Origin of the sequence: Streptomyces sp. NPDC056527 (assembly GCF_042794475.1) — a bacterium.
In the GTDB taxonomy this organism is placed as follows: domain Bacteria; phylum Actinomycetota; class Actinomycetes; order Streptomycetales; family Streptomycetaceae; genus Streptomyces.
Window position 1 is genome coordinate 71223 of sequence record NZ_JBHTTQ010000017.1, and the last position, 23507, is coordinate 94729.

A 23507-nucleotide genomic window follows, 5' to 3' on the forward strand; every position below is an offset into this window, starting at 1 on the left:
CTTGCTCAGGTTGTCGCTGTTTTCTTGCGCCGGTTCGTGATGATCTGTCCGGCTACCACCACCAGTACGGCAATGATGAACATGGCCGTGCCGATGACGTTGATCTGGACGGGCGTGCCGCGCTGTGCCGAGCCCCAGACGAACATGGGGAAGGTGACGGTCGAGCCCGCGTTGAAGTTGGTGATGATGAAGTCGTCGAACGAGAGCGCGAAGGCGAGCAGCGCTCCGGCGGCGATTCCGGGGGCGGCGATCGGCAGCGTGACCCGTACGAAGGTCTGCACCGGGCCGGCGTAGAGGTCGCGCGCGGCCTCCTCCAGACGGGGGTCCATCGACATCACCCGTGCCTTGACCGCCGTCACGACGAACGACAGGCAGAACATGATGTGGGCGATCAGGACGGTCCAGAAGCCCAGCTCGGCGCCCATGTTCAGGAAGAGCGTGAGCAGGGAGGCGGCCATGACGACCTCGGGCATGGCCATCGGCAGGAAGATCAGCGAGTTGATCGCGCCACGCGCCCGGAAGCGGTAGCGGACCAGCGCGAAGGCGATCATCGTGCCGAGGATCGTGGCCCCGAGCGTGGCCCAGGCGGCGATCTGCAACGACAGGGTCAGCGAGCCGCACAGATCGGCGACGCCGCAGGGGTCCTTCCAGGCGTCCAGGGAGAAGCGCTGCCAGGCGTAGTTGAACCGCCCGTTCGGCTTGTTGAACGAGAACACCATCACGACGATGTTCGGCAGGATCATGTACGCGAGCGTCAGCAGGCCCATGAGGGCGACGAGGTTCCGGCGTATCCAACGCATCAGACCAGGTCCTCCGTTCCCGCACGGCGGATGTAGACGGTGACCATGAGCAGCACGATCGCCATGAGGATGAAGGACAGCGCGGCGGCCGTCGGATAGTCGAGGACCCGAAGGAACTGCGACTGGATCACGTTGCCGACCATCTTGGTGTCGGTCGAGCCGAGGAGTTCGGCGTTGACGTAGTCGCCGCTGGCCGGGATGAACGTGAGCAGCGTGCCGGAGACCACGCCCGGCATGGAGAGCGGGAAGGTCACCTTGCGGAAGGTGGTGGCCGGGGAGGCGTACAGGTCCTTGGCCGCCTCGTGCAGCCGGCCGTCGATCCGCTCCAGCGAGGTGTAGAGCGGCAGGATCATGAACGGCAGGAAGTTGTACGTCAGACCGCAGACCACCGCCATCGGGGTGGCGAGCACCCGGTCGCCCTCGGTCCAGCCGAGCCAGCTCGTCACGTCCAGGACGTGCAGCGCGTCGAGCGCGCCGACGACCGCGCCGCCGTCGGCGAGGATCGTCTTCCACGCCAGCGTCCGGATGAGGAAGCTGGTGAAGAAGGGGGCGATGACGAGGACCAGCAGGAGGTTGCGCCACCGGCCGGCCTTGAAGGCGATCAGATACGCCAGCGGATAGCCGAGGAGCAGACACAGCAGCGTGGCCGTACCGGCGTACAGCAGGGAGCGGACGAACTGCGGCCAGTACTCCTGGAAGGCGTCCCAGTACGTCTGGAAGTGCCAGGTGACCTCGAAGCCCTTCTCCAGCGAGCCGGTCTGCACGGAGGTCGACGCCTGGTAGACCATCGGCAGCGCGAAGAAGACGAGCAGCCAGACGATGCCGGGCAGCAGCAGCCAGTACGGGACGAGCCGCTTGCGGGTGGAGGGCTTGCGCGTCGCCGGTACTGCGGCCGGCGCGGTCTCCTCCTCCTTGGTGAGGGTGGAAGTGCTCATCCGGCGTCCTCCACCGTCTCCACGCCCGCGTCGATGTCCTGATCGGCGTCCAGGCCGAACGTATGGGCCGGGTTCCAGTGCAGGACGACCTCGGCGCCGGGCAGCAGACGCGCGTCCCGCTCGATGTTCTGCTCGTAGACCTGGAGCTCCGCCCCCGCCGGCGAGTTCACCACGTACTGGGTGGAGACGCCGATGAAGGAGGAGTCGGCTATGCGGCCGGTGACCTTGTTGCGGCCGTCGGCGATCTTCCCCGCGTCGTCGGCGTGCGCGAGCGAGATCTTCTCGGGGCGGACACCGACGAGGACCTTGCCCCCGGTGCGCACGGTCGCCGAACAGCGGTCCGCGGGCAGCCGGAGCTTGCCGCCGCCGGCCGTCACGACCAGGTCGGAACCGCCGTTCTCGACGACCTCGGCCTCGATGAGGTTGGAGGTGCCCAGGAAGTTCGCCACGAACGTGGTCCGCGGGTTCTCGTACAGGTCGGCGGGGTCGCCGAGCTGCTCGACCCGTCCGCCGTTCATGACCGCGACCTGGTCGGCCATGGTCATGGCCTCCTCCTGGTCGTGGGTGACGTGGACGAAGGTGATGCCGACCTCGGTCTGGATGCGCTTGAGCTCCAGCTGCATCTGGCGGCGCAGCTTGAGGTCGAGGGCGCCGAGCGGCTCGTCGAGGAGGAGGACCTGCGGGTGGTTGATGAGGGCCCGGGCCACGGCGACGCGCTGCTGCTGGCCGCCGGAGAGCTGGTGCGGCTTGTGGCGGGCCTTGTCGCCGAGCTGGACGAGCTCCAGCATGTCGTCGACCTGCTTCTTCACCGACTTGATGCCCCGTCGGCGCAGACCGAAGGCGATGTTCTCGTAGATGTCCATGTGCGGGAAGAGCGCGTAGGACTGGAAGACGGTGTTGACCGGCCGCTTGTAGGGCGGGAGGTCGGTGACGTCCTTGTCGCCGAGGAACACGGTGCCGCCGGTGGGCTCCTCCAGGCCGGCGATCATGCGCAGCGTGGTGGTCTTGCCGCAGCCGGAGGCGCCGAGGAGGGCGAAGAACGAGCCCTGCGGGATCGTCAGGTCGAGCGGATGGACGGCGGTGAAGGAGCCGTAGGTCTTGCTGATCCCGGTGAGACGGACGTCGCCGCCGGTGTTCTTGTCAGTCATGGGTTGCGATCCCAGGTTCGTAAGAGGTGGACGACGATGGTGGCGCCCCCGCGCTTGCCGCTGCGGGAGATCAGGCACCGATGAGCTTGGTGAACTTCTCCTCGTACGCCGTCTCTTCCTCGCTGGTGAGCGAGCGGAAGGCGTGCGACTTCGCGGCCATGGCCTTGTCCGGCAGGATCAGCGTGTTGTTGGCCAGCTCGGGGTCGATCTTGGCGAGCTCGTCCTTGACCCCGTCGACCGGGCAGACGTAGTTGATGTACGCGGCAAGCTGCGCGGCGACCGGGAGCTCGTAGTAGTAGTCGATGAGCTTCTCGGCGTTGGCCTTGTGGCGCGCCTTGGCCGGGACCAGCAGGTTGTCGCTGGAGGTGATGTAACCGGCGGAAGGTATCGCGAACTTGATGTCCGGGTTGTCGGCCTGGAGCTGGATGACGTCACCGGCCCAGGCGAGGCAGGCCGCGAGGTCGCCCTTGTCCAGGTCGGAGGTGTAGTCGTTGCCGGTGAAGCGCCGGATCTGCTTCTTGTCGACGCCCTTCTGCAGCCGGCCGATCGCCTCGTCGTACTCGGCGTCGGTGAACTTCCCCGGGTCCTTGCCCATGTCGAGCAGGGTCATGCCGACGGAGTCGCGCATCTCGGTGAGGAAGCCGACCCGGCCCTTGAGCGAGGGATCGTCGAGGAGCTGCGTGACGGAGTCGACCTTCTTGCCGCCGGTCGCCTTGGAGTTGTAGGCGATGACGGTGGAGATGCCGGTCCACGGGTACGAGTAGGCGCGGCCCGGGTCCCAGTCGGGGCGACGGAACTGCGCGGACAGGTTGGCGTACGCGGTGGGGAGGTTGGCCGCGTCGAGCTTCTGCGCCCAGCCGAGCCGGATGATGCGCGCCGCGAGCCAGTCGGTGACGCAGATCAGGTCGCGTCCGGTGTCCTGGCCGGCCGCGAGCTGAGGCTTGATCTTGCCGAAGAACTCGACGTTGTCGTTGATGTCCTCGGTGTACTTGATCTTGATCCCGGTGCGCTTGGTGAACGCCTCCAGGGTCGGGCGGGACTTCTCGTCCTCGCTGACGTCCATGTACTCGGTCCAGTTGGAGAAGGCGACCTGCTTCTCCTTGGCCGAGAAGTCCGTGGACGCGGGGCCGCCCTGGCCCTCGCGCTTGGCCGGCGGGATGCCACAGGCGCTCAGGGACGCGAGGCCGCCGATCGTGAGCGCGCCGACGCCTCCGGCGCGCAGCATCGAACGGCGGGTGAGGGCGCCCCGGCCGCTCGTCAGACTGCGCCGCATCGCGGCGAGTTGCGCGGGGGACAGGCTGTCGGGCTCGTACTGCTCCATGCGCTGTGCCTCTCGGGGGTTGGGGAGGACTACCGGTCTCCGAAGATCGTGCGGTGCCAGTCCTTCCTGGCCACCGCGGTGTTTTCGTACATCACATGCTTGACCTGCGTGTACTCCTCGAAGGAATACGCCGACATGTCCTTGCCGAAGCCGGAGGCCTTGTAGCCGCCGTGCGGCATCTCGCTGATGATCGGGATGTGGTCGTTGACCCAGACGCAGCCCGCCTTGATCTCGCGGGTGGCGCGGTTCGCCCGGAAGACCTCGCGGGTCCAGGCGGAGGCGGCGAGGCCGTAGGGGGTGTCGTTGGCGAGCCGGATGCCCTCGTCGTCGCTGTCGAAGGGCAGCGCCACCAGGACCGGTCCGAAGATCTCCGACTGCACGACCTCGCTGTCCTGCGCGGCGCCGGTGATCAGGGTCGGACGGTAGTACGCGCCGTTCTTCAGCTCCCCGCCCGGGGCCTCGCCGCCGGTGACGACGGTGGCGTAGCCGCGGGCGCGGTCGACGAAGGCGGCGACCCGGTCGCGCTGGACGTGGCTGATCAGCGGGCCCAGGTCGGTGGACGGGTCGAAGGGGTCGCCCAGGCGGACGGTCTCCATCAGTTCGGCGACGCGGGCGACGAAGGCGTCGAAGAGCGGGCGCTGGACGTACGCGCGCGTGGCGGCGGTGCAGTCCTGGCCCGTGTTGATGAGGGAGGCCGCGACGGCGCCGTGGGCCGCGGCCTCCAGGTCGGCGTCGTCGAAGACGACGAAGGGGGCCTTGCCGCCGAGTTCGAGGTGGAGCCGCTTCACGGTGGAGGTGGCGATCTCGGCGACGCGCTTGCCGACCGCGGTGGAGCCGGTGAAGGAGGTCATGACCACGTCCGGGTGGCCGACGAGGCGCTCGCCGGCGGTGCGTCCGGCGCCGTTGACGATGTTGACGACACCGTCGGGGATACCGGCGTCGGTGGCCGCCTGGGCGAACATCAGCGAGGTGAGCGGGGTGAGTTCGGCCGGCTTCAGGACGATCGTGTTGCCGGCCGCGATCGCCGGGAGGATCTTCCAGGCGGCCATCTGGAGGGGGTAGTTCCAGGGGGCGATGGAGCCGACGACACCGATCGGCTCGCGCCGTACGTACGAGGTGTGGTCGCCGCTGTACTCGCCGGCCGACTGACCCTGGAGGTGGCGGGCCGCCCCGGCGAAGAAGGCGGTGTTGTCGACCGTGCCCGGTACGTCGAACTCGGTGGACAGCTTGATGGGCTTGCCGCACTGGAGGGACTCGACGCGGGCGAAGTCCTCGGCCCGCTCGGCGAGCACGCCGGCGAACCGGTGCAGCGCGTCCGAGCGCTCGCCGGGGGTGGCACCGGCCCAGCCGGGGAACGCCTCCTTCGCGGCGGCGACGGCGGCGTCCACGTCCGCCGTGCTCGCGAGTGTGTAGGTGTACACGCGCTCGCCCGTGGCCGGGTCGACGACACTGTGTTCCTCACCCGAGGTCCCGGGCCGCAGACGCCCGCCGATGTACTGTGCGCCGTCCGCGAAGCGGTCCGTCACCTGGAAGCGGTTGCCCATGACGCTCTCCGTTGTTCCAGCTCGAATTGAGTGCCGATCCTGACAGAGCTATACCAGGCCAACAAGTGATTCCGTTGTTGCCTTTTGGTTACGCGACGGAATCGGTCGACCATGTGTCGAGGGGTCGGGTAAATGACCGTACGGAATGTCCGTGGCGGCTGCCAGAATCGCGTGCATGAGGAAGATCGACGAGCTGACGGAGCAGGTCAGCAGGGGCGAGAAGGTGAAGTGGCTGCATTTCTGGGGCCACCGCCCGAGGCCGGACGGGCAGCTCTCGGCGAGCTGTCTCAGCCAATGGTGGACGTCACCCTTCGAGGTCGACGGGGTGCGGTACGCGACGGCCGAGCACTGGATGATGGCGGCGAAGGCCCGGCTCTTCGGCGACCCGGAGGCCGAGCGGGCCGCGCTGTCGTCCCTTACGCCCGCGGAGGCGAAGAAGGCGGGGCGGCTGGTCCGCGGGTTCGACGAGGCGGTGTGGGAGCGGGAGCGCTTCGGGATCGTCGTCGAGGGCAGCGTCCACAAGTTCGCGTCGGACGAGGCGCTGCGGGCGTACCTGCTCGGCACGGGAGGCCGCGTCCTGGTGGAGGCGAGCCCGCTGGACCGCGTGTGGGGCATCGGGCTCGCCGCCGACGACCCCCGTGCGATGGATCCCGCCCGCTGGCGGGGGCTGAACCTGCTGGGCTTCGCGCTCATGGAGGCGCGGGAGCGCCTGCGCCGCGCGTAGCGGCATGGGCGGCGCGAAGGAGAAGGGGCCCGGCGGCCGGCAGGCGCGCGGGGCCCCTTCTCCTGTGCGAGGCGTCCTAGCGGTTCCGGACCACCAGGCTCGTCTGCCACGGGTCGTCCGAGTCACTGCCGTAGGTCTCGTCCTGGGCGATGGCCCAGATGATGAAGCCCAGGAACACCGAGCTGATCAGGATGCCGATCGAGCCGAGGACGATGCCCGCGGTCGCCATGCCGCCGTTGCTCGCCTCGCCCCGCTGCACCTTCTTGCGGCCGATGATGCCGAAGACCAGGGCCAGGATGCCCAGGACGACCCCGAGGCCGTACATGCAGAAGCCGACGGTCGCGATGATGCCGAGCACCATCGACGCCGTGCCCATCCCGTTGGACGGGGCCGCCTGCCAGCCGGTCTGGCCGTAGCCGCCGCCGCTGTATCCCGGGTAGCCGGGGTAGCCGTACGCCGCCGGCGCGGGCGCGGCCGGCGTCGCGGCCGGGTAGCCGTACGCGCCGGGCGTGGTCGCGGGCCCCCCGGGGGCGACGGGCGGCGGCGGAACGTCCCCGGCCGCCGGCATCGACGTCATCGTCGGCTGATCGTGCACCGGCGGACGGTCCTGTGGCGCGGGCGTCGCCGGCTTGCTCAGTTCCACCCCGTCCCGGTTCGGCGGAGCCCACGGGTCCGCCGGGTCGTACCCGCCCCGAGGCTGGTCGCTGTTGTCAGACATGGGCCTCCCCCATCGTGGTCACGCCATGCTACGACCTCGCTCCGACGGCGGACCTGCCCGGCCTACGATGATCCGATGACCGATCTCCACGCCTTCATCGCGGGCCTCCCCAAGGCCGAGCTGCACGTCCACCACGTCGGCTCCGCCTCCCCGCGGATCGTCTCCGAGCTGGCCGCCCGTCACCCCGACTCGAAGGTCCCCACGGACCCCGAGGCGCTCGTCGACTACTTCACCTTCACCGACTTCGCGCACTTCATCGAGGTCTACCTCTCGGTCGTCGACCTCGTCCGCACCCCGGAGGACGTCCGGCTGCTGACGTACGAGGTCGCCCGGGACATGGCGCGGCAGAACATCCGGTACGCCGAGCTGACCATCACCCCCTACAGCTCCACCCGCCGCGGGATCGACGAGCGCGCCTTCATGGCGGCCATCGAGGACGCCCGCAAGGCCGCCGAGGCCGAGCTGGGCATCGTGCTGCGCTGGTGCTTCGACATCCCCGGCGAGGCCGGTCTGGAGGCCGCGGAGGAGACCGCCCGGCTCGCGGTCGACCTGCGCCCCGAGGGCCTCGTCTCCTTCGGCCTCGGCGGCCCGGAGATCGGCGTACCGCGCCCGCAGTTCAAGCCGTACTTCGACCGGGCGATCGCGGCCGGCCTGCGCTCCGTTCCGCACGCGGGCGAGACGACGGGCCCGGAGACGATCTGGGACGCCCTGAACGAGCTGGGCGCCCAGCGCATCGGTCACGGCACCAGCGCCGTGCGGGACCCGGCGCTCCTGGCCCACCTCGCGGAGCACCGGATCGCCCTGGAGGTCTGCCCGACCTCGAACATCGCGACCCGCGCGGTGGCCGATCTGGACCAGCACCCCATCAAGGAGATGGTCGCGGCCGGCGTCCTGGTGACGATCAACAGTGACGACCCGCCGATGTTCGGTACGGACCTGAACAACGAGTACGCGGTCGCCGCCCGCCTCCTGGAGCTCGACGAGCGCGGTCTGGCCGCCCTCGCCAAGAACGCGGTCGAGGCGTCCTTCCTGGACGAGGCCGGAAAGGCCCGCCTCGCCGCCGAGATCGACGACTACACGGAGACGTGGCTCGCGCGCTGAGCGGCGTCCCAGCCGCAACAATGGCCCCATGGACCACGTCACCCCGGACCACGTCACTGTCGTAGGCCACCGCGGCGACCCGTACCGCGTGCGGGAGAACACGATCCCCTCGATCGTCTCGGCGATCGAGGGCGGCGCGGACGCCGTGGAGATCGATGTACGGCTCACCCGTGACGGTGTCCCCGTCCTGCTCCACGACGACACGCTCGAACGGCTGTGGGGTCACGACCGGCCGCTGTCCGCGCTCACCCACGCGCAGCTGCGGGAGCTGACCTACGGCGGGGTGCCGACGCTGCGCGAGGCGCTGATCGCGGCCGGGCCGCACCGGCTGATGCTCGACCTGCCCGGCGGCAACGAGGAGTCGGTCCGCACGATCGTCGGCACGGTCCGCGAGTGCGGGGCCGCCGAGCGCGTGTACTACTGCGCGGGCGGGGTGGCGATGCTCCAGGTCCGGGCCGCCGACCCGGCCGCGGAGATCGCCCTGACATGGACGACGCTGGCGCCACCGCGTGCGGTGCTCCTGGACGCGGTCAGGCCGCGGTGGCTCAACTACCGCTTCGGCCTGGTGAGTCGGGCGCTGGTGGAGCACGTGCACCGGGACGGTTACCTGCTGTCGGCCTGGACCGCGGACACCCGGCGCTCCATGCGTAAGCTCCTGTCCCACGGGGTGGATGCGATCACCACCAACCGGGTGGACGCGCTCGCAGCCGAACTGCGAGCCGCCGAACTGCGAAGGGGAGACCACCGGTGACAGGGGCCGAGCGGATCCGGACCGACATCGCGCACAACGCCCGCGTGTGGAACTACTGGTTGGGCGGGAAGGACTACTATCCCGTCGACCGGGCGGTCGGCGACCAGGTCACCGGCCTCTACCCGAGCATCGGTGAAGTGGCCCGCGCGGACCGGGCGTTCCTCGGCCGGGCGGTGACGCATCTGGCGGGCGAGGGCGGGGTGCGCCAGTTCCTGGACATCGGCACGGGCCTGCCGACGGCCGACAACACCCACGAGGTCGCCCAGCGGGTCGCGCCGGAGGCCAGGATCGTCTACGTCGACAACGACCCGATCGTGCTCACGCACGCCCGCGCGCTGCTGACCAGCGCCCCGGAGGGGGTCACCGAGTACATCGACGCGGACGCGCGGAGCCCGGAGCTCATCCTGGAGGCGGCGGCGCGGACGCTCGACCTGTCGCGTCCGGTCGCGGTGATGATGCTCGGCATCCTCAACTTCGTCCTGGACACCGACGAGGCCCGGTCCGTGGTCCGCACGCTGATGGACGCGGTCCCCTCCGGCTCGTACCTCGTGCTGACCCATCCGACGCTGGAGCCGGAGCTCGGCGGCGAGGGGAACGTGGCGGCGATGGCGTTCTGGAACGAGAACGCGACGCCGCCGATCACGGCCCGCACCCGCGCCGAGTTCACCTCCTTCCTGGACGGTCTCGACGTCCTGGAGCCGGGGATCGTCTCCTGCGCGAGCTGGCGGTTCGCCCCGGCGAGCGAGGTGGCCCAGTTCGGCGCGGTGGGCCGGAAGCCGTAATGGGCATACGGGGGGACGTACGAGGGTGGTGGGAGCGGGCGCGGGAGTTCGGGGCCTCCCGTCCGCAGGCCGTGGACGTCGGGATCGCGCTGCTCGTCCAGGCGGCCATGACGATGCCGTTCGTGGTGCCCCGCCCGCCGGAGCTGGAGCCGGCGACCTGGCCGGCGTACGGGCTGACCACGCTCACGGTGCTGCCTCTGGTCTGGCGGCGGCGCGCGCCCTTCGCGACGCTCCTGGCGGTCCTGGTGGCCAGTGCGCTGTACAAGCTGGCCGTGGAGGGTCCGGGCCAGCCGCTGCCGTACACCGGGCTCGTCGTGGTCTACACGATCGCCGCGATGGCGCCGGCGTGGCAGCGGCTCACGACCCTGGCGCTGCTGGTGGTGGCGGTGCCCGTGTCGGTGTGGCTCAACACCCGCTCGGCGCGTGAACTGACCTTCTCCCTCTTCGTGTTCGCGGCGGCCTACGTCTTCGGGCGGCTGACCGACGCCCGGCAGCGGGCCCATCGCGTCGAGGCCGAGCAGGCGGCGGCGCGTGAACGGGCCCGGATCGCCCGGGAGATGCACGACATCCTCTCCCATGCGGTGAGTCTGATGGTCGTGCAGGCGGAGGCCGGTCCGGTGGCGGTGCGGGCGGCTCCGGAGCGGGCGGAGGCCGCGTTCGACGCGATCTCCGCGACCGGCCGGGACGCCATGGTGCAGCTGCGCCGGATGCTGGGAGTGCTGCGCGACGGGACGGAGAGCGACGCTCCCCGGGAGCCGCAGCCGGATCTCGGTGGGCTCCCGGCGCTGGTGGAACGGGTCCGGGCCAGTGGGCTGGACGTCTCGTACACGACGACGGGCGGGGTGCGGGCCCTGCCGTCCGCCGTCGGGGCGACCGTCCACCGCATCGTCCAGGAGGCGCTGACGAACGTGGTGAAGCACGCCGGGGCGCGCACCGCCTCCGTACGGCTGGACCATGCGGACGGCGTCCTGGAGATCGTGGTGACGGACGACGGGCGCGGTTCGCGGCGCGGCTCCCCGGTGGGCTCCGGCGGGCACGGGCTCGTCGGGATCCGCGAGCGGGCGGCGGCGCACGGCGGCACCGCGGTGTGTGGACCGGGGCCGGACGGCCAGGGCTTCGAGGTACGGGTCGCGTTCCCCGTGACGTCGATCTCGGAGGTGGCGCGTTGACGATCCGCGTGGTGGTGGCCGACGACCAGGAGCTGGTCCGCAGCGGCTTCGCGATGATCCTGGAGGGGCAGTCGGACATCGAGGTGGTCGCGGAGGCGGGCGACGGGGCCGAGGCGGTCGAGGCCGTGCGCCGGCTCGACCCCGATGTGGCGCTGCTCGACATCCGGATGCCGGGCATGGACGGCATCGAGGCCTGCCGGACGATCAGCGCCGAGTCGGCCTGCCGGACGGTGATGCTGACGACCTTCGACTCCGACGAGTACGTGTACGAGGCACTGCACGCGGGCGCGAGCGGCTTCCTGCTGAAGGACGTGCGCCGGGACGACCTGGTGCATGCGGTACGGGTGGTGGCGCGGGGCGACTCGCTGCTCGCTCCGTCCGTGGCCCGGCGCCTGGTGGCGGAGTACACCCGCCCGACCCGGCGCGCGCCCCGGCCCGATCCGCGCCTCGACGCGCTGACGGCCCGCGAGCGGGAGACGCTGATGCTGCTCGCGCGGGGCCTCTCCAACGCGGAGATCGCGACGGAGCTGGTGGTAAGCGACCACACGGTGAAGACGCATGTGGGGAACGTGCTCGCCAAGCTGGGTCTTCGGGACCGGATCCAGGCGGTGATCTGCGCGTACGAGAGCGGGCTGATCACGGCCGGCTCTCCCCCGCCCGGGGGATGAACGCGGCGGGCGAAGATCCCCCGCTCCGGCGATCCGCGGATCGCCGCAGGTCAGCAGGATGAGAGACATCGAGAACACCGGCTCACATCCACGGAGTTGACCATGAGGAACACCACGCGCACGCTGCTGGCCGCCGCCCTCGTCCTGGGGGTCGTGGCGGGCCCCGCGGTGCTGCCGGCCTCCGCGACCGGCCCGTCGGCTCCCGCGTCCGTCGCGGCGCCGATCTCGGACCCGGCGCTCGAAGCGGCGATCGCCGGACTGCCGAAGGCCTCTGCCACGGCCGCGCTGGTGCGGGTCGGGGGCACCGAGGGCGTCTGGCGCGGCGCCTCGGGCGTGCACGATCTGACGACGATGCGACCGGCCGACGCGGGCGCGCGCTTCCGGGCCGGCTCGGTGACCAAGGTGTTCACGGCCGCGGTCGTCCTCCAGTTGGCCGCCGAGGGGCGGCTGGACCTGGACCGCCCGGCCCGCTCCTACCTGCCGGAGCTGATTCCGTACCGGTACGGGAAGGTGACGGTCCGCCAGCTGATCAACCACACGCACGGCATCCCGGCCCCGGACTTCGCCGGCACGACGGTCGAGGAGTGGTACGCGAACCGCTTCGAGATCCACGACCCGAGGGAGATGGTCCGCTCCGCGACGGCGAAGGAGCGGGAGTTCGCCCCCGGCACCCGCCAGCACTACCTCAACATCGGCTACACGATCGCGGGTCTGCTGATCGAGCGGGTCACCGGCGACACGTACGAGGACCAGGTCGCGGCGCGCGTCCTGCGGCCGCTGGGACTGCGCGACACCTACTTCCCCGGGACCGACCCCCGTATCAGGGGTCCGCACAACCACGGGTACCAGACGATGAGGCTGGAAGACGGCACGACCGGGCTGCGCGATGTGTCGGTGTGGGGGACGACGGACGGCTGGGCGGCCGGCGACATCATCTCGACGACGGCCGATCTGGAGCGCTTCACGACGGCCCTGTTCCGGGGTCGGGTGGTGCGCGGCCCGCTCCTGGAGGAGATGTTCACGCTGCCGAAGGTCACGGACTTCACGAGCGGCGACCCGGCCGCGTACGCGGCCGGGCTGGCGATGAAGAAGCTGGGCGGGCGCGAGGTGTGGGGCAAGACGGGCGGCCGCTGGGGCTACAACGCGGCGATCGCCTCGACCCGCGACGGCGCGCGCACCCTGGTCTACAGCGTCAACTCCACGGACGCGAAGGGCCAGGACGTCAACAAGGTCGCGCTGAACATCATGGTGGCGGCCTACGGCGCGCCGACGGCCTGAGGCGCCTCGGCAACGGCCCGCACCGCTTCGAGGCGCTTGATCATCCGTCGTACGACGAGCAGCGGGATCACTCCGAAGACGCCGAACGACATGTCGATGACGGACCACCAGAAGGGGATGCCCCGGATCGGTCCGCAGATCAGGGCGAGCGGGATGATGCCGGCGCAGGCGATCATCCCGAACTCGATCACCCAGATGTTCCGGACCGGGTCGCGGTAGGGACCGTAGAACGCGACGGCGATGACGAGGTGGGCGAAGGCCAGCCAGTCGGTGCCGTAGAGCAGGAAGGGGTACTGCGCGTCGGCGGTGTCGAGTCCGTCCCTCACCCGCTCGATCCACTCCAGGAGACCGGGGAAGAGCTCGGCGACGGGCGACGCCCAGGACGTCAACGCGTCCTCGGCCAGGTGCAGTTCGGTGACGAGCGGGAAGGCGGTGACCCCGCTCAGCACCAGACAGACGATGAAGACGACCAGCCACACACGGATACGCCTGAGAAGGGCCTGCGGCCCCTTCGTCTCGTTCATGACAGCACCCTACGCCCGTCATGAACGCGTTCAAAAACCGGGGCGGCCGGTCACCCTCCGAGCGAGGGCGTGCGCGGCGACGGTCACACCGCCGGCCACCCCGAGCCCCGTCACCAGGTCCCGCGCCCTCGTCGGCCGCAGCACACCGGCCCGCCGCAGCCGCCCGCGCGCCCAGAGCGTGAAGGGCACGACGATCAGCGGTGTGGTCGCCGATCCGGGTGTGTACCCGCGGACGGCGGCGGCCTGCGCCAGATGGACGAGGCCGTGCAGGCCGAAGCCGTTCAGCGCGGCCTGGTAGAAGGCCGACCGGCCGCCGGAGCGCTGTCCGGCGACGGCCGCGGCGGCCACGACGGCCCCCACCGCCGTCACGGCGACGGCGAACTCCCTTTCGTCGATGCTCTCCACGACCTTCCACACCGCCTCCGGGGCCTGCGGGAAGCGCTCGCGCAGCTCCGGCAGATGCTCCCGGAGCCAGCGTGGCCCGAAGAGGACCTCCTCGGTGTCGTGCAGGGCCCAGGCCGCCAACAGTCCGTACGTCACGGCCGAGTTCACGTTCGCGTTCACGTTCGAGGTCACCCCCGGTGAACTCACAGGCCGACGATCGAGTTCCACCTCTTCGCGAACGCGGTCCGCTCCTGTGAGGTGATGTCCCGGGCGATCGCCAGCCGCCCCCGCATCTCGTCGTCGGGGAAGATCAGGGGGTCCTCGGCGAGGGCCGCGAGCTCCTCGTCGTCGGAGTCGGCGAGGACGTCACGGGCGGCGGGGACCGGGCAGACGTAGTTGACCCAGGCGGCGAGCTCGGCGGCGACCTCGGGCTCGTAGTAGTAGTCGATCAGCTTCTCGGCGTTGGTCTTGTGCCGCGCCAGGTTGGGGATCATCAGCGACTCGGCCCACAGCTCGGCGCCCTCCTCGGGGACGACGAACTCGATGTCGGGGTTGTCGGCCTGGAGCTGGATCACGTCGCCCGAGTAGGCCTGGCAGGCCAGCACGTCGCCGGTCGACAGGTCCTTGATGTAGTCGTTGCCGGTGAAGCGCCGGATGTGCCGGTTCCGTACGAGCCCCTCGATCTGCTCGCACACCGCGTGGAAGTCGTCGGCGGTCCACTTGGTCACGTCGACGCCGTTGCCCTGCATGAGCAGCGCGAAGGACTCGTCGAGCCCGGAGAGCAGGGTGACCTTCCCGCGCAGTTCGTCGTCCCACAGCTCCTTGACCGACCGGATCTCCCGGCCCAGCTTCCTGCGGTTGTACGCGATGCCGGTGATCCCGGACTGCCAGGGGACGGAGTGCAGCCGGCCCTCGTCGAAGGAGGGCGAGCGCAACTGCGGGTCCAGGTGCCGGGTGATGTTCGGCTGCTTCGCCCGGTCCATCTCCTGCACCCAGCCGAGCCGTACGAACCGGGCGGCCATCCAGTCGCTGACGACGATGAGGTCGCGGCCGATCTCCTGGTGGTTCATCAGAGCCGGGCTGATCTTGCCGAAGAACTCGTCGTTGTCGTTGATCTCCTCGGTGTAGCGGACGGAGATCCCGGTGCGGGCGCCGAAGGCGTCCAGCGTGGGCCGCTTCGAGGTGTCGTCGTCATCGGTGTCGATGTAGAGGGGCCAGTTCGCGAAGTCGAGCGTCCGGTCCCGGGCGGACAGGTCCCGCCCGGCCCGCTCCCCCGGCTCGACATAGGCGGCGGGCACCCCGCACCCGGCGAGCACGGTCGCGGCCCCCACACCACCGATCCCGCGCAGCAGGGACCGGCGGGACATGTTGTTCCTGGCTGTCGCTCTCACCCGTGCAGCATCCCGGGCCCGCCACGAAGGAACAATGGACGGTACGTCGACCGAACGGCCGCGGCCCCGACACCCTGTCGATCAAGGGTGTCGGGGCCGCGGACGGAGAAGCCGGCGATCTAGCCGAGGGACGTCATCACGTGCTTGATGCGCGTGTAGTCCTCGAAGCCGTACGCCGAGAGGTCCTTGCCGTAGCCGGACTTCTTGTAGCCGCCGTGCGGCATCTCCGCCACCAGCGGGATGTGGGTGTTGATCCACACGCAGCCGAAGTCGAGGGACTTCGACATGCGCATCGCGCGGGCGTGGTCCTTCGTCCAGACCGAGGACGCGAGGGCGAACTCGACGCCGTTGGCGAACTCCAGGGCCTGGTCCTCGTCACGGAAGGACTGGACGGTGATGACCGGGCCGAAGACCTCGTTCTGGACGATCTCGTCGTCCTGCTTGAGGCCGGAGACGACGGTCGGGGCGTAGAAGTAGCCCTTGTCGCCGACCTGGTGGCCGCCGGCCTCGACCTTGGCGTGGGCCGGGAGGCGGTCGATGAAGCCGGAGACCTGCTTCAGCTGGTTGGCGTTGTTCAGCGGGCCGTACAGCACGTCCTCGTCGTCCGGCTGACCGGTCTTCGTGTCCGTGGCCGCCTTGGCGAGCTGCGCCACGAACTCGTCGTGGATCGACTCGTGCACGAGGACACGAGTCGCGGCCGTACAGTCCTGGCCCGCGTTGAAGAAGCCCGCCACCGAGATGTCCTCGACGGCCTTGGCGATGTCGGTGTCCTCGAAGACGACGACCGGGGCCTTGCCGCCCAGCTCCAGGTGGACGCGCTTGACGTCCTTGGACGCCGACTCGGCGACCTGCATGCCGGCGCGTACCGAACCGGTGATGGAGGCCATCGCCGGGGTCGGGTGCTCGACCATCGCCTTGCCGGTCTCGCGGTCGCCACAGATCACGTTGAAGACGCCCTTGGGCACGATCTGCCCGATGATCTCGGCGATCAGGACGGTCGACGCGGGGGTCGTGTCGGACGGCTTGAGGACGACCGTGTTGCCCGCCGCGAGCGCCGGGGCGAACTTCCACACGGCCATCATCATCGGGTAGTTCCACGGCGCGACCTGGGCGCAGACACCCACGGGCTCGCGGCGGACGATGGAGGTCATGCCCTCCATGTACTCGCCGGCCGAACGGCCCTCGAGCATCCGGGCGGCACCCGCGAAGAAGCGGATCTGGTCCACCATGGGGGGAATCTCTTCGCTCGCCGTCAGGGCGACGGGCTTGCCGGTGTTCTCGACCTCGGCGGCGATCAGGTCCTCGGCGCGCTCCTCGAAGGCGTCCGCGATCTTCAGCAGGACCTTCTGGCGCTCGGCCGGCGTCGTGTCCCGCCAGGCCGGGAACGCGGCCTCGGCCGCGTCCATGGCGGCGTCGACGTCCGCCTGTCCGGAGAGCGGAGACGTGGCGAAGACCTCGCCCGTGGCCGGGTTGACCACATCGATGGTCCGTCCGTCGGCGGCGTCCCGGAACTCCCCGTTGATGTAGTTACGCAGCCGGCGCAGCTCGGTGGTCACTTTGCCACCCCTCCTGTCACGTTCTTGGTCGCACTTCATCGTGCGGCGTCCCGTTTGCTGAGACACCTCAGCCTAATCGCTTCCCTGACGCTTTCGACAGGCCCGACATCCGCCAACTTCGGATTCAGTGAGATCTGCAGCCTGAAACAACGAATTACATCGCTCCGGGCTTGCCAGACCGACGAGTCTCGGTGCAGAGTGAAGCCGTGGCCAGTCAAAGCACGAACTCCAGAACCGGTTCCGGTTCGTCCCCGACGATCGATGCCGTCTCCCTGGCGATCATCGAGCAGCTCCAGGAGGACGGCCGCCGTCCGTACGCCGCCATCGGCAAGGCCGTGGGCCTCTCCGAGGCAGCCGTACGACAGCGCGTCCAGAAGCTGCTCGACCAGGGCGTCATGCAGATCGTCGCCGTCACCGACCCCCTCACCGTGGGCCTCCGGCGGCAGGCGATGGTCGGCATCAACGTCGAGGGTGACCTCGATCCGGTCGCGGACGCCCTGACTGCCATGTCTGAATGTGAGTACGTGGTGATGACCGCGGGCTCGTTCGACCTGATGGTGGAGGTCGTCTGCGAGGACGACGACCACCTGCTGGATGTGATCAACAAGCGCATCCGGACTCTCCCCGGCGTGCGCTCCACGGAGAGTTTCGTCTACCTCAAGCTCAAGAAGCAGACCTATATGTGGGGAACTCGATAACCGTGACCCAGGACCTGTCCAAGACCGCGTACGACCACCTGTGGATGCACTTCACCCGCATGTCGTCGTACGAGAACAACCCCGTCCCCACCATCGTGCGTGGTGAGGGCACCTACATCTTCGACGACAAGGGCAAGCGCTACCTTGACGGTCTCGCGGGTCTCTTCGTGGTCAACGCCGGTCACGGCCGCAAGGAGCTGGCCGAGGTCGCGTACAAGCAGGCCCAGGAGCTCGCGTTCTTCCCCGTGTGGTCGTACGCGCACCCCAAGGCCGTCGAGCTCGCCGAGCGGCTGGCCGACTACGCCCCGGGCGACCTGAACAAGGTCTTCTTCACCACCGGTGGCGGCGAGGCCGTCGAGACCGCCTGGAAGCTGGCCAAGCAGTACTTCAAGCTGCAGGGCAAGCACACCAAGTACAAGGTCATCTCGCGTGCGGTCGCCTACCACGGCACCCCGCAGGGCGCCCTGTCGATCACCGGTCTGCCGGCCCTGAAGGCCCCCTTCGAGCCGCTGGTCCCCGGCGCGCACAAGGTGCCGAACACCAACATCTACCGCGCCCCGATCCACGGCGACGACCCCGAGGCCTTCGGCCGCTGGGCCGCCGACCAGATCGAGCAGCAGATCCTCTTCGAGGGCCCCGAGACCGTCGCGGCCGTCTTCCTGGAGCCGGTGCAGAACGCCGGCGGCTGCTTCCCGCCGCCGCCCGGGTACTTCCAGCGGGTCCGCGAGATCTGCGACCAGTACGACGTGCTGCTCGTCTCCGACGAGACGATCTGCGCCTTCGGCCGCCTCGGCACGATGTTCGCCTGTGACAAGTTCGGCTACGTGCCCGACATGATCACCTGCGCCAAGGGCATGACCTCGGGCTACTCCCCGATCGGCGCCTGCATCGTCTCGGACCGCATCGCGGAGCCGTTCTACAAGGGCGACAACACCTTCCTGCACGGCTACACCTTCGGTGGCCACCCGGTGTCGTCGGCGGTCGCCATCGCCAACCTCGACATCTTCGACAAGGAAGGCCTGAACCAGCACGTGCTGGACCAGGAGGGCAACTTCTTCGAGACCCTGAAGAAGCTGCACGACCTCCCGATCGTCGGCGACGTCCGCGGCAACGGCTTCTTCTACGGCATCGAGCTCGTGAAGGACAAGGTCACCAAGGAGTCCTTCACGGACGAGGAGACCGAGCGCGTCCTCTACGGCTTCCTCTCCAAGGCGCTGTTCGAGAACGGCCTGTACTGCCGCGCCGACGACCGTGGCGACCCGGTCATCCAGCTGGCCCCGCCGCTCATCGCCGACCAGGGCACCTTCGACGAGATCGAAGGCATCCTGCGCTCGGTGCTCACCGAGGCGTGGACCAAGCTCTGACCGTCCCCGCCCTTCGAGGCACAGGACCTCACGCCGCCCTCACGGCGTGACCCCGGCCCGGGTATGCCGCCATCCGAGTGGATGGCGGCGGCCCGGGCCGCGTGCTGTCCGTACAAACGGATCCGAATACTTACGGTGCCCAGTGACCGACAGGCCCGTCCCTTCGTTCCCCCGGACGGGGGAACGCAAGAATCGGATCCGACATCGAGGTGTACGCGATGGCCCCACCGGACAACGACGTGCTCTGGGCGCGTTCCCTGCACTGCACCCTGGAGGGTTCGGACGTTCTCACCGGCGTCTCCCTGGGCGTGCGCGAGGGCGAGATCCTCGCCCTGATCGGCCCGCGCGGAAGCGGGAAGACCACGCTGATGCGCTGTCTGTCAGGACAGACCGTCGCCCAGCAGGGCGAGGTCTGGTTCAACAGCAGCCCCGTCCACACCATGAGCCAGTCCCAGCGCGAACGACTGCGCCGGGACCGCTTCGGCTGGATCGACCCCGAGCCCGGGCTCGTCCCCGAACTGACCGCCTGGGAGAACGCGGCCCTGCCGCTCCTGCTGCGCGGTGTCTCCCACCGGGCGGCCAAGACCTCCGCCCTGGAGTGGCTGGAGCGGCTCGACATCGGCATGCACGGCCGTAAGCGCCCGCACGCCCTCACCCAGTCGCAGCGCCAGCGGGTCGCCATCGCCCGGGCCCTGGTCACCACCCCTTCGGTCCTCTTCGCCGACGAACCGACCGCCTCCCTGCACCGCGCCGACGGGTCCCAGGTACTGCGGACGCTCACCGCCGCGGCCCGCTCGCACGGCATCACCGTGCTGCTCGCCACTCACGACAGCGAGGTCGCCACCCTCGCCGACCGTTCGGTCGCCCTGCTCGACGGGCGCCGCGTCGGCACCGCGGCGCCGACCACCGGGGCGGAGGGCGTCGCCGCGTGCTCGCTCTCCGTCTAGTCCGCGGGACCCACCCCGTCGTCCTGCTGCGGCGCCTCCTGGTCGCCGCGGCGGCCGCGGGGGTCGGCTTCCTGCTGCTGTGCTCGCTGGGGTACGCCGTCGGCCACCCGGACCGATCGGCGGCGGCGACCCTACGGCTGCTGTGGTGCCTGGTCCCGCTGGCGGCGACCGCGCACTTCGCGGTCGCCGTGGCCCGTACGGACCCCAGCACGCGGCCGAGGCCCGGGCTGTCGGCGATCGGCCTCGGCCCTGCCCGGCTCACGGCGATCGCCGCCGCCTCGACGGCGGTCTCCTGCACGCTGGGCTCGATGGTCGCGCTGCTGTTCTATCTGCATCTGCGCGGGGACATCACCGGGCTGCCGTTCGACGGAGCCGCCGCCGAGCTGCTCGCCGCGCACCAGCCGATCCCGCTCGCGGCCGCGCTCACCCTGCTCGCGATCCTGCCGGTGGTCGCCTCCACGGCCGCGGCGCTCGCACTGCGCCCCCGCAGGACTCCCCCGGCCCCCGAGGGCATCGAGAAGATCGCCCCCTCCGGGCTCCCCTGGGGCGTGGCGCTCCTCGCGATGGGCCTCGCCGTCGAGACGTACGCGGGCGAGGGCGGCGGGGGCGGCGCGTTCCCGCTGCCGGGCCGCTTCGACGGCAACCCCGGCGGCGTGCTGGCCGGCTGGATCCTCACCGCGCTCGGCCTCGCGATGGCGGGCCCCGGGATCACCCACTGGTGCGGCCGCCTCCTCCAGGCGGTCCGCCCCGGCGCGATCCGGCTCCTCGCCGGCCGCGTCCTGATGGACGAGTCCCGGCGCATCGGCCGCCCGCTCGGCGTGGTGTGCGCGGTGGCCTCGGGCGGCCTCGCCGCGGCGACGCTGTACGACTCCCGGGCTGGCGGCTTCGGCCCGCTGACGGGCCTGGGGGCGGCGCTGGTGATGGCCTGCACGACGGCGACGCTGCTGACGGCGGCCCTGGAGTCCAAGCAGTGCCGCGCCCACACGACGGAAGCCCTCGTCCGCCTGGGCGCCCCGCCCACGGCCCTCCGCAACGCGGCCCTGATGCGAGCGGGGGTCCTTCTGGCGGTGTTCCTCCCCCTGACGATCCTGGTGAGCCAACTGGCAGCGGTCCCGTTGAAGGGCTGAACCCCGTGCGGGCGAAATGCCAGGAAGCTGTCGCCCGCCGCCCTCGGCCCGGCCCCGCCCCCTGGCGGGCAGTGGCCCCGCAGGGCCAGGGGTCCCCCGGCAGGGTGGACGCACGGCACGGCGCGCCCCGGCGGGCGCGTCCGCTCCGATCCACTTCCGCCCCACGGGGCCGCGACGCTTCGCCGGACGCGCACCACGACGGCCTATCGTGGGCGGCATGACCCGCCCGCACGCGCGCGAGATCCACACCCCCGACGAGTTCGACGCGGCCGTCACGCAAGGATCCCTCCTCGGATACCGCATCCAGTCCGTCGATCTGACCGACCACACCTTCGCGCTGCTCTCCGTCTCCACCGCCGGCGCCGTCTTCCTCGGCTGCGCCATGCAGCCGGAGGCCGCCGCCAAGGTCCGTGCCGACGGGGCCCTGGTCTTCCCGCCCGTGCCGGATCTGCCGTTCGACCCGTACCGCGCCCGGCTGTACTCCCCCGACGAACTCTTCGAAGGCATCCGGGACGAGCGGTACGAGGCGACCCCCGACGCCCTCACGTACGACTGGTTCCAGCGGACGAAGGCCGACGGCGACGTCTTCGCGTCGATGCTCCGCTCCATCCACGACGACGCGATCTCCGACGCCCTCGACGAGCTCCTGGCCGGCACGGGGGTCGTCGGTGTGATGGGCGGGCACGCGATGGGCCGTGGCACCGACGCGTACGCCGGGGCGGCCCGGCTCGGACGGTCCCTGGCACGGACGGGTCTCACCGTGGCGACGGGCGGCGGCCCCGGCGCGATGGAGGCCGCGAACCTGGGCGCGTACACCGCACCACTCGCCGACGACGTCCTCGACGAGGCGCTCGAACTCCTCGCCAAGGCGCCCTCGTTCACCCCGTCCGTCACGGAGTGGGCCCGCGCCGCCTTCGAGGTCCGGGCCCGCTGGCCGAAGGGCGGCGGCTCGGTCGGCATCCCCACCTGGTTCTACGGCCACGAGCCGCCGAACCCGTTCGCCGGCCACATCGCGAAGTACTTCGCCAACGCCACTCGCGAGGACGGCCTGCTTGCGCGCTGCACCGCAGGGGTGGTCTTCCTGCCCGGTGCGGCCGGCACGGTCCAGGAGATCTTCGACGACGCGACGCCGAACTACTATGAGTCGCGCGGAGAGCCCACCCCGATGGTGCTGGTGAACCGCGACCACTGGACGCGGCGGCTGCCCGCCTGGCCGCTGCTGCAGGCGATCGCCGCGGACCGCCCGATGGCCGCGAGGATCGCCCTGGTGGACTCGATCGACGAGGCCCCGGAAGCCCTCCGACGCCTCTGAACCGCGCGCACGACGGCTCCACGGCCCCGCCGGGCCCTCCGGCGGTCGCCCCCCTAAAGCCGCCGAACGGTCTGAGCCTCCGCACGCTCCACCGACGTCCTGCCGTGCACGTGCACCAGCGCCAGGTGGAACAGCGCGGGCGCCAGTGGCGCCCAGCGGTGGACGCGGTCGGGACGGAGCAGGTAGCGGGTCACGTCGGCAGAGCGGAACGGGACGTAGTCGATCGTCTGGTGTTCCCAGCGGTCGGCGACGCCTCGGCTCATCCGCTCGCGGAGCTGATCACCCGTCATGTCGGTGAGCCGGGCGTAGAAGTGGGCGCCCCATTGCCGCTTGTCCACGTCGAGGGCGAAGGCCAGCAGGGCGAGCGAGTACTCGTGCGGCTCCAGTGACATCTCCTCGCGCATCCCGCGGCGTGCGACGGAATGGAGATCGGGCGCGTTGCGGCCCGCGGAGTCGATGTGCCGGGCGAGCCCTTCGTTGACGGAGGAGTTCCACAGACCGGGCGCCATCCGCACCCGGTCACCCCGTTGACTGACCGCGAGCAGGTGGTCGGAGGTGACGACGGCGATGTTCACGCCGAAGCTGCACTGGAGGAACGCCGGCGCGGTCAGAGGATGTTCGGGGTTGAGGTAGCGGGACCGTGGGGTGGATCCGTCGGGCATCCTGCGGTCCAGCTGCTGGGCCGCGAGGAAGGTGTAGTAGTCCGTCGGACGCAGCCGCAGATGGACCTCGGCCTGTTCGTCGAGGGCGCTCCTGGAGATCTCCAGGCTTTCGACCGCGTACCGCGGCCCGTTCCACACCGGTGCCCGTTCGCCGGACGCTTCCGCCCGGTTCTCCTCCGCCTCGATCTCGGCGCGCCAGTCGGCCATCTCCTCGGGGAGTGCGATCTCCTCGGTGAGGACCTGGACGTGGACGGACTCGGGGGCGATCGCCCGGTCCCCGTCGCCCTCGACGATCAGCGCGGAGGTGCGCAGCGGTCCGAGGGAGAACGTGGACCACGCCCCGCCCTGTCCCTCCCGGAAGGTGAGACTGCGGACCATCCCCGCCGAACGTCTCCGGATCCTGAACCAGATGTCCTGTGTCCACTGCTGGAACAGGGTGGCGAACACGACTCCCAGGATGGCGCCGACCACTCCGTTGCCCAGATCTATTCCGCTCACGTGCAGCAGCGTAGGCCAGATGATCACGGTCGGTGGCCGTGCGAGGCAACTTCGACGCCGTATCCCACGTCTGGCAGTCCGTACCGCCATCTTTCCGGAACGGAG

General features: G+C 70.3%; 23 protein-coding genes. 12 read left to right on the plus strand and 11 right to left on the minus strand.

Going from position 1 to position 23507, the window contains the following annotated elements; genetic code table 11:
• Positions 1-5 precede the first annotated feature (5 nt).
• From ACFQ7Q_RS12390 to ACFQ7Q_RS12410, 5 genes are all read right to left on the minus strand, one after another.
• A complete protein-coding gene (locus tag ACFQ7Q_RS12390; protein WP_383553061.1) occupies positions 6-800 on the minus strand; it encodes an ABC transporter permease in 795 nt (264 codons plus the stop codon).
• On the minus strand, positions 800-1735 hold the full coding sequence (locus ACFQ7Q_RS12395; RefSeq protein WP_383553065.1) for an ABC transporter permease: 936 nt from the start codon (positions 1733-1735) through the stop codon (positions 800-802). Before ACFQ7Q_RS12395 ends, ACFQ7Q_RS12390 begins: the two co-directional genes overlap by 1 nt.
• Positions 1732-2883: an ABC transporter ATP-binding protein gene (locus tag ACFQ7Q_RS12400; protein ID WP_383553068.1), complete on the minus strand. Its 1152-nt coding sequence runs from the start codon at positions 2881-2883 to the stop codon at positions 1732-1734. Before ACFQ7Q_RS12400 ends, ACFQ7Q_RS12395 begins: the two co-directional genes overlap by 4 nt.
• 70 nt (positions 2884-2953) lie before the next feature.
• Positions 2954-4204 (minus strand): PotD/PotF family extracellular solute-binding protein, encoded by a 1251-nt coding sequence (locus ACFQ7Q_RS12405; protein WP_383553071.1) that lies wholly within the window; start codon positions 4202-4204, stop codon positions 2954-2956.
• A 29-nt stretch (positions 4205-4233) separates the two neighbouring features.
• Positions 4234-5748, minus strand: coding sequence for a gamma-aminobutyraldehyde dehydrogenase (locus tag ACFQ7Q_RS12410; protein ID WP_383553074.1), 1515 nt, complete (start codon positions 5746-5748; stop codon positions 4234-4236).
• Positions 5749-5923: 175 nt separating this feature from the next.
• On the opposite strand from ACFQ7Q_RS12410, the gene ACFQ7Q_RS12415 reads away from it, so the two are divergent.
• Complete coding sequence (locus ACFQ7Q_RS12415; RefSeq protein ID WP_383553077.1) at positions 5924-6472, plus strand: NADAR family protein; 549 nt, start codon at positions 5924-5926, stop codon at positions 6470-6472.
• A gap of 76 nt (positions 6473-6548) precedes the next feature.
• On the opposite strand, the gene ACFQ7Q_RS12420 is transcribed toward ACFQ7Q_RS12415, so the two are convergent.
• Positions 6549-7190: a DUF4190 domain-containing protein gene (locus tag ACFQ7Q_RS12420; protein ID WP_383553080.1), complete on the minus strand. Its 642-nt coding sequence runs from the start codon at positions 7188-7190 to the stop codon at positions 6549-6551.
• Positions 7191-7265: 75 nt separating this feature from the next.
• Between ACFQ7Q_RS12420 and ACFQ7Q_RS12425 the strand changes: the two genes are divergently transcribed.
• The 6 genes from ACFQ7Q_RS12425 (at position 7266) to ACFQ7Q_RS12450 (ending at position 12939) form a co-directional block, all read left to right on the plus strand.
• Complete coding sequence (locus ACFQ7Q_RS12425; protein ID WP_383553083.1) at positions 7266-8291, plus strand: adenosine deaminase; 1026 nt, start codon at positions 7266-7268, stop codon at positions 8289-8291.
• Between the two features lie 28 nt (positions 8292-8319).
• Positions 8320-9042, plus strand: a complete 723-nt coding sequence (locus ACFQ7Q_RS12430; RefSeq protein WP_383553086.1) for a glycerophosphodiester phosphodiesterase — start codon at positions 8320-8322, stop codon at positions 9040-9042.
• Positions 9039-9824, plus strand: a complete 786-nt coding sequence (locus ACFQ7Q_RS12435; RefSeq protein WP_383553089.1) for an SAM-dependent methyltransferase — start codon at positions 9039-9041, stop codon at positions 9822-9824. The genes ACFQ7Q_RS12430 and ACFQ7Q_RS12435 overlap by 4 nt, the downstream gene beginning before the upstream one ends.
• Entirely contained in the window at positions 9824-10993 is a 1170-nt protein-coding gene (locus ACFQ7Q_RS12440; protein ID WP_383553092.1) for a sensor histidine kinase, read from the plus strand. Before ACFQ7Q_RS12435 ends, ACFQ7Q_RS12440 begins: the two co-directional genes overlap by 1 nt.
• Positions 10990-11661 carry a response regulator gene (locus tag ACFQ7Q_RS12445; protein WP_383553095.1) on the plus strand — a complete coding sequence of 224 codons (672 nt, stop codon included), beginning with the start codon at positions 10990-10992 and terminating at the stop codon, positions 11659-11661. The genes ACFQ7Q_RS12440 and ACFQ7Q_RS12445 overlap by 4 nt, the downstream gene beginning before the upstream one ends.
• Before the next feature lie 102 nt (positions 11662-11763).
• Entirely contained in the window at positions 11764-12939 is a 1176-nt protein-coding gene (locus ACFQ7Q_RS12450) for a serine hydrolase domain-containing protein (RefSeq protein WP_383553097.1), read from the plus strand.
• Here the strand turns inward: ACFQ7Q_RS12450 and ACFQ7Q_RS12455 are convergent.
• The 4 genes from ACFQ7Q_RS12455 to ACFQ7Q_RS12470 form a co-directional block, all read right to left on the minus strand.
• Complete coding sequence (locus ACFQ7Q_RS12455) at positions 12918-13463, minus strand: hypothetical protein (protein WP_383553100.1); 546 nt, start codon at positions 13461-13463, stop codon at positions 12918-12920. The two genes, ACFQ7Q_RS12450 and ACFQ7Q_RS12455, sit on opposite strands and share 22 nt — an antisense overlap.
• 30 nt (positions 13464-13493) lie before the next feature.
• The gene (locus ACFQ7Q_RS12460) at positions 13494-14027 is read right to left on the minus strand and encodes an HXXEE domain-containing protein (protein WP_383553103.1); all 534 of its coding nucleotides are present in this window, start codon (positions 14025-14027) and stop codon (positions 13494-13496) included.
• Between the two features lie 23 nt (positions 14028-14050).
• Positions 14051-15214 carry a PotD/PotF family extracellular solute-binding protein gene (locus ACFQ7Q_RS12465; protein WP_383553106.1) on the minus strand — a complete coding sequence of 388 codons (1164 nt, stop codon included), beginning with the start codon at positions 15212-15214 and terminating at the stop codon, positions 14051-14053.
• 143 nt (positions 15215-15357) lie between these two features.
• Positions 15358-16794, minus strand: coding sequence for a gamma-aminobutyraldehyde dehydrogenase (locus tag ACFQ7Q_RS12470; protein WP_383553109.1), 1437 nt, complete (start codon positions 16792-16794; stop codon positions 15358-15360).
• Positions 16795-17000: 206 nt separating this feature from the next.
• Between ACFQ7Q_RS12470 and ACFQ7Q_RS12475 the strand changes: the two genes are divergently transcribed.
• The 5 genes from ACFQ7Q_RS12475 to ACFQ7Q_RS12495 all read left to right on the plus strand — a co-directional run bounded on the left by ACFQ7Q_RS12475 (position 17001) and on the right by ACFQ7Q_RS12495 (position 22242).
• Positions 17001-17492 (plus strand): Lrp/AsnC family transcriptional regulator, encoded by a 492-nt coding sequence (locus ACFQ7Q_RS12475; protein WP_362368194.1) that lies wholly within the window; start codon positions 17001-17003, stop codon positions 17490-17492.
• Positions 17477-18856: an aspartate aminotransferase family protein gene (locus tag ACFQ7Q_RS12480; protein WP_376439517.1), complete on the plus strand. Its 1380-nt coding sequence runs from the start codon at positions 17477-17479 to the stop codon at positions 18854-18856. The genes ACFQ7Q_RS12475 and ACFQ7Q_RS12480 overlap by 16 nt, the downstream gene beginning before the upstream one ends.
• 218 nt (positions 18857-19074) lie before the next feature.
• A complete protein-coding gene (locus tag ACFQ7Q_RS12485; protein ID WP_383553114.1) occupies positions 19075-19803 on the plus strand; it encodes an ABC transporter ATP-binding protein in 729 nt (242 codons plus the stop codon).
• The gene (locus ACFQ7Q_RS12490) at positions 19785-20930 is read left to right on the plus strand and encodes a hypothetical protein (RefSeq protein ID WP_383553117.1); all 1146 of its coding nucleotides are present in this window, start codon (positions 19785-19787) and stop codon (positions 20928-20930) included. Before ACFQ7Q_RS12485 ends, ACFQ7Q_RS12490 begins: the two co-directional genes overlap by 19 nt.
• A 217-nt stretch (positions 20931-21147) precedes the next feature.
• Positions 21148-22242 (plus strand): LOG family protein, encoded by a 1095-nt coding sequence (locus tag ACFQ7Q_RS12495; protein WP_383553120.1) that lies wholly within the window; start codon positions 21148-21150, stop codon positions 22240-22242.
• Positions 22243-22295: 53 nt separating this feature from the next.
• Here the strand turns inward: ACFQ7Q_RS12495 and ACFQ7Q_RS12500 are convergent, their stop codons facing one another.
• Positions 22296-23402 carry a hypothetical protein gene (locus tag ACFQ7Q_RS12500; RefSeq protein WP_383553123.1) on the minus strand — a complete coding sequence of 369 codons (1107 nt, stop codon included), beginning with the start codon at positions 23400-23402 and terminating at the stop codon, positions 22296-22298.
• Between the last annotated feature and the right edge of the window lie 105 nt (positions 23403-23507).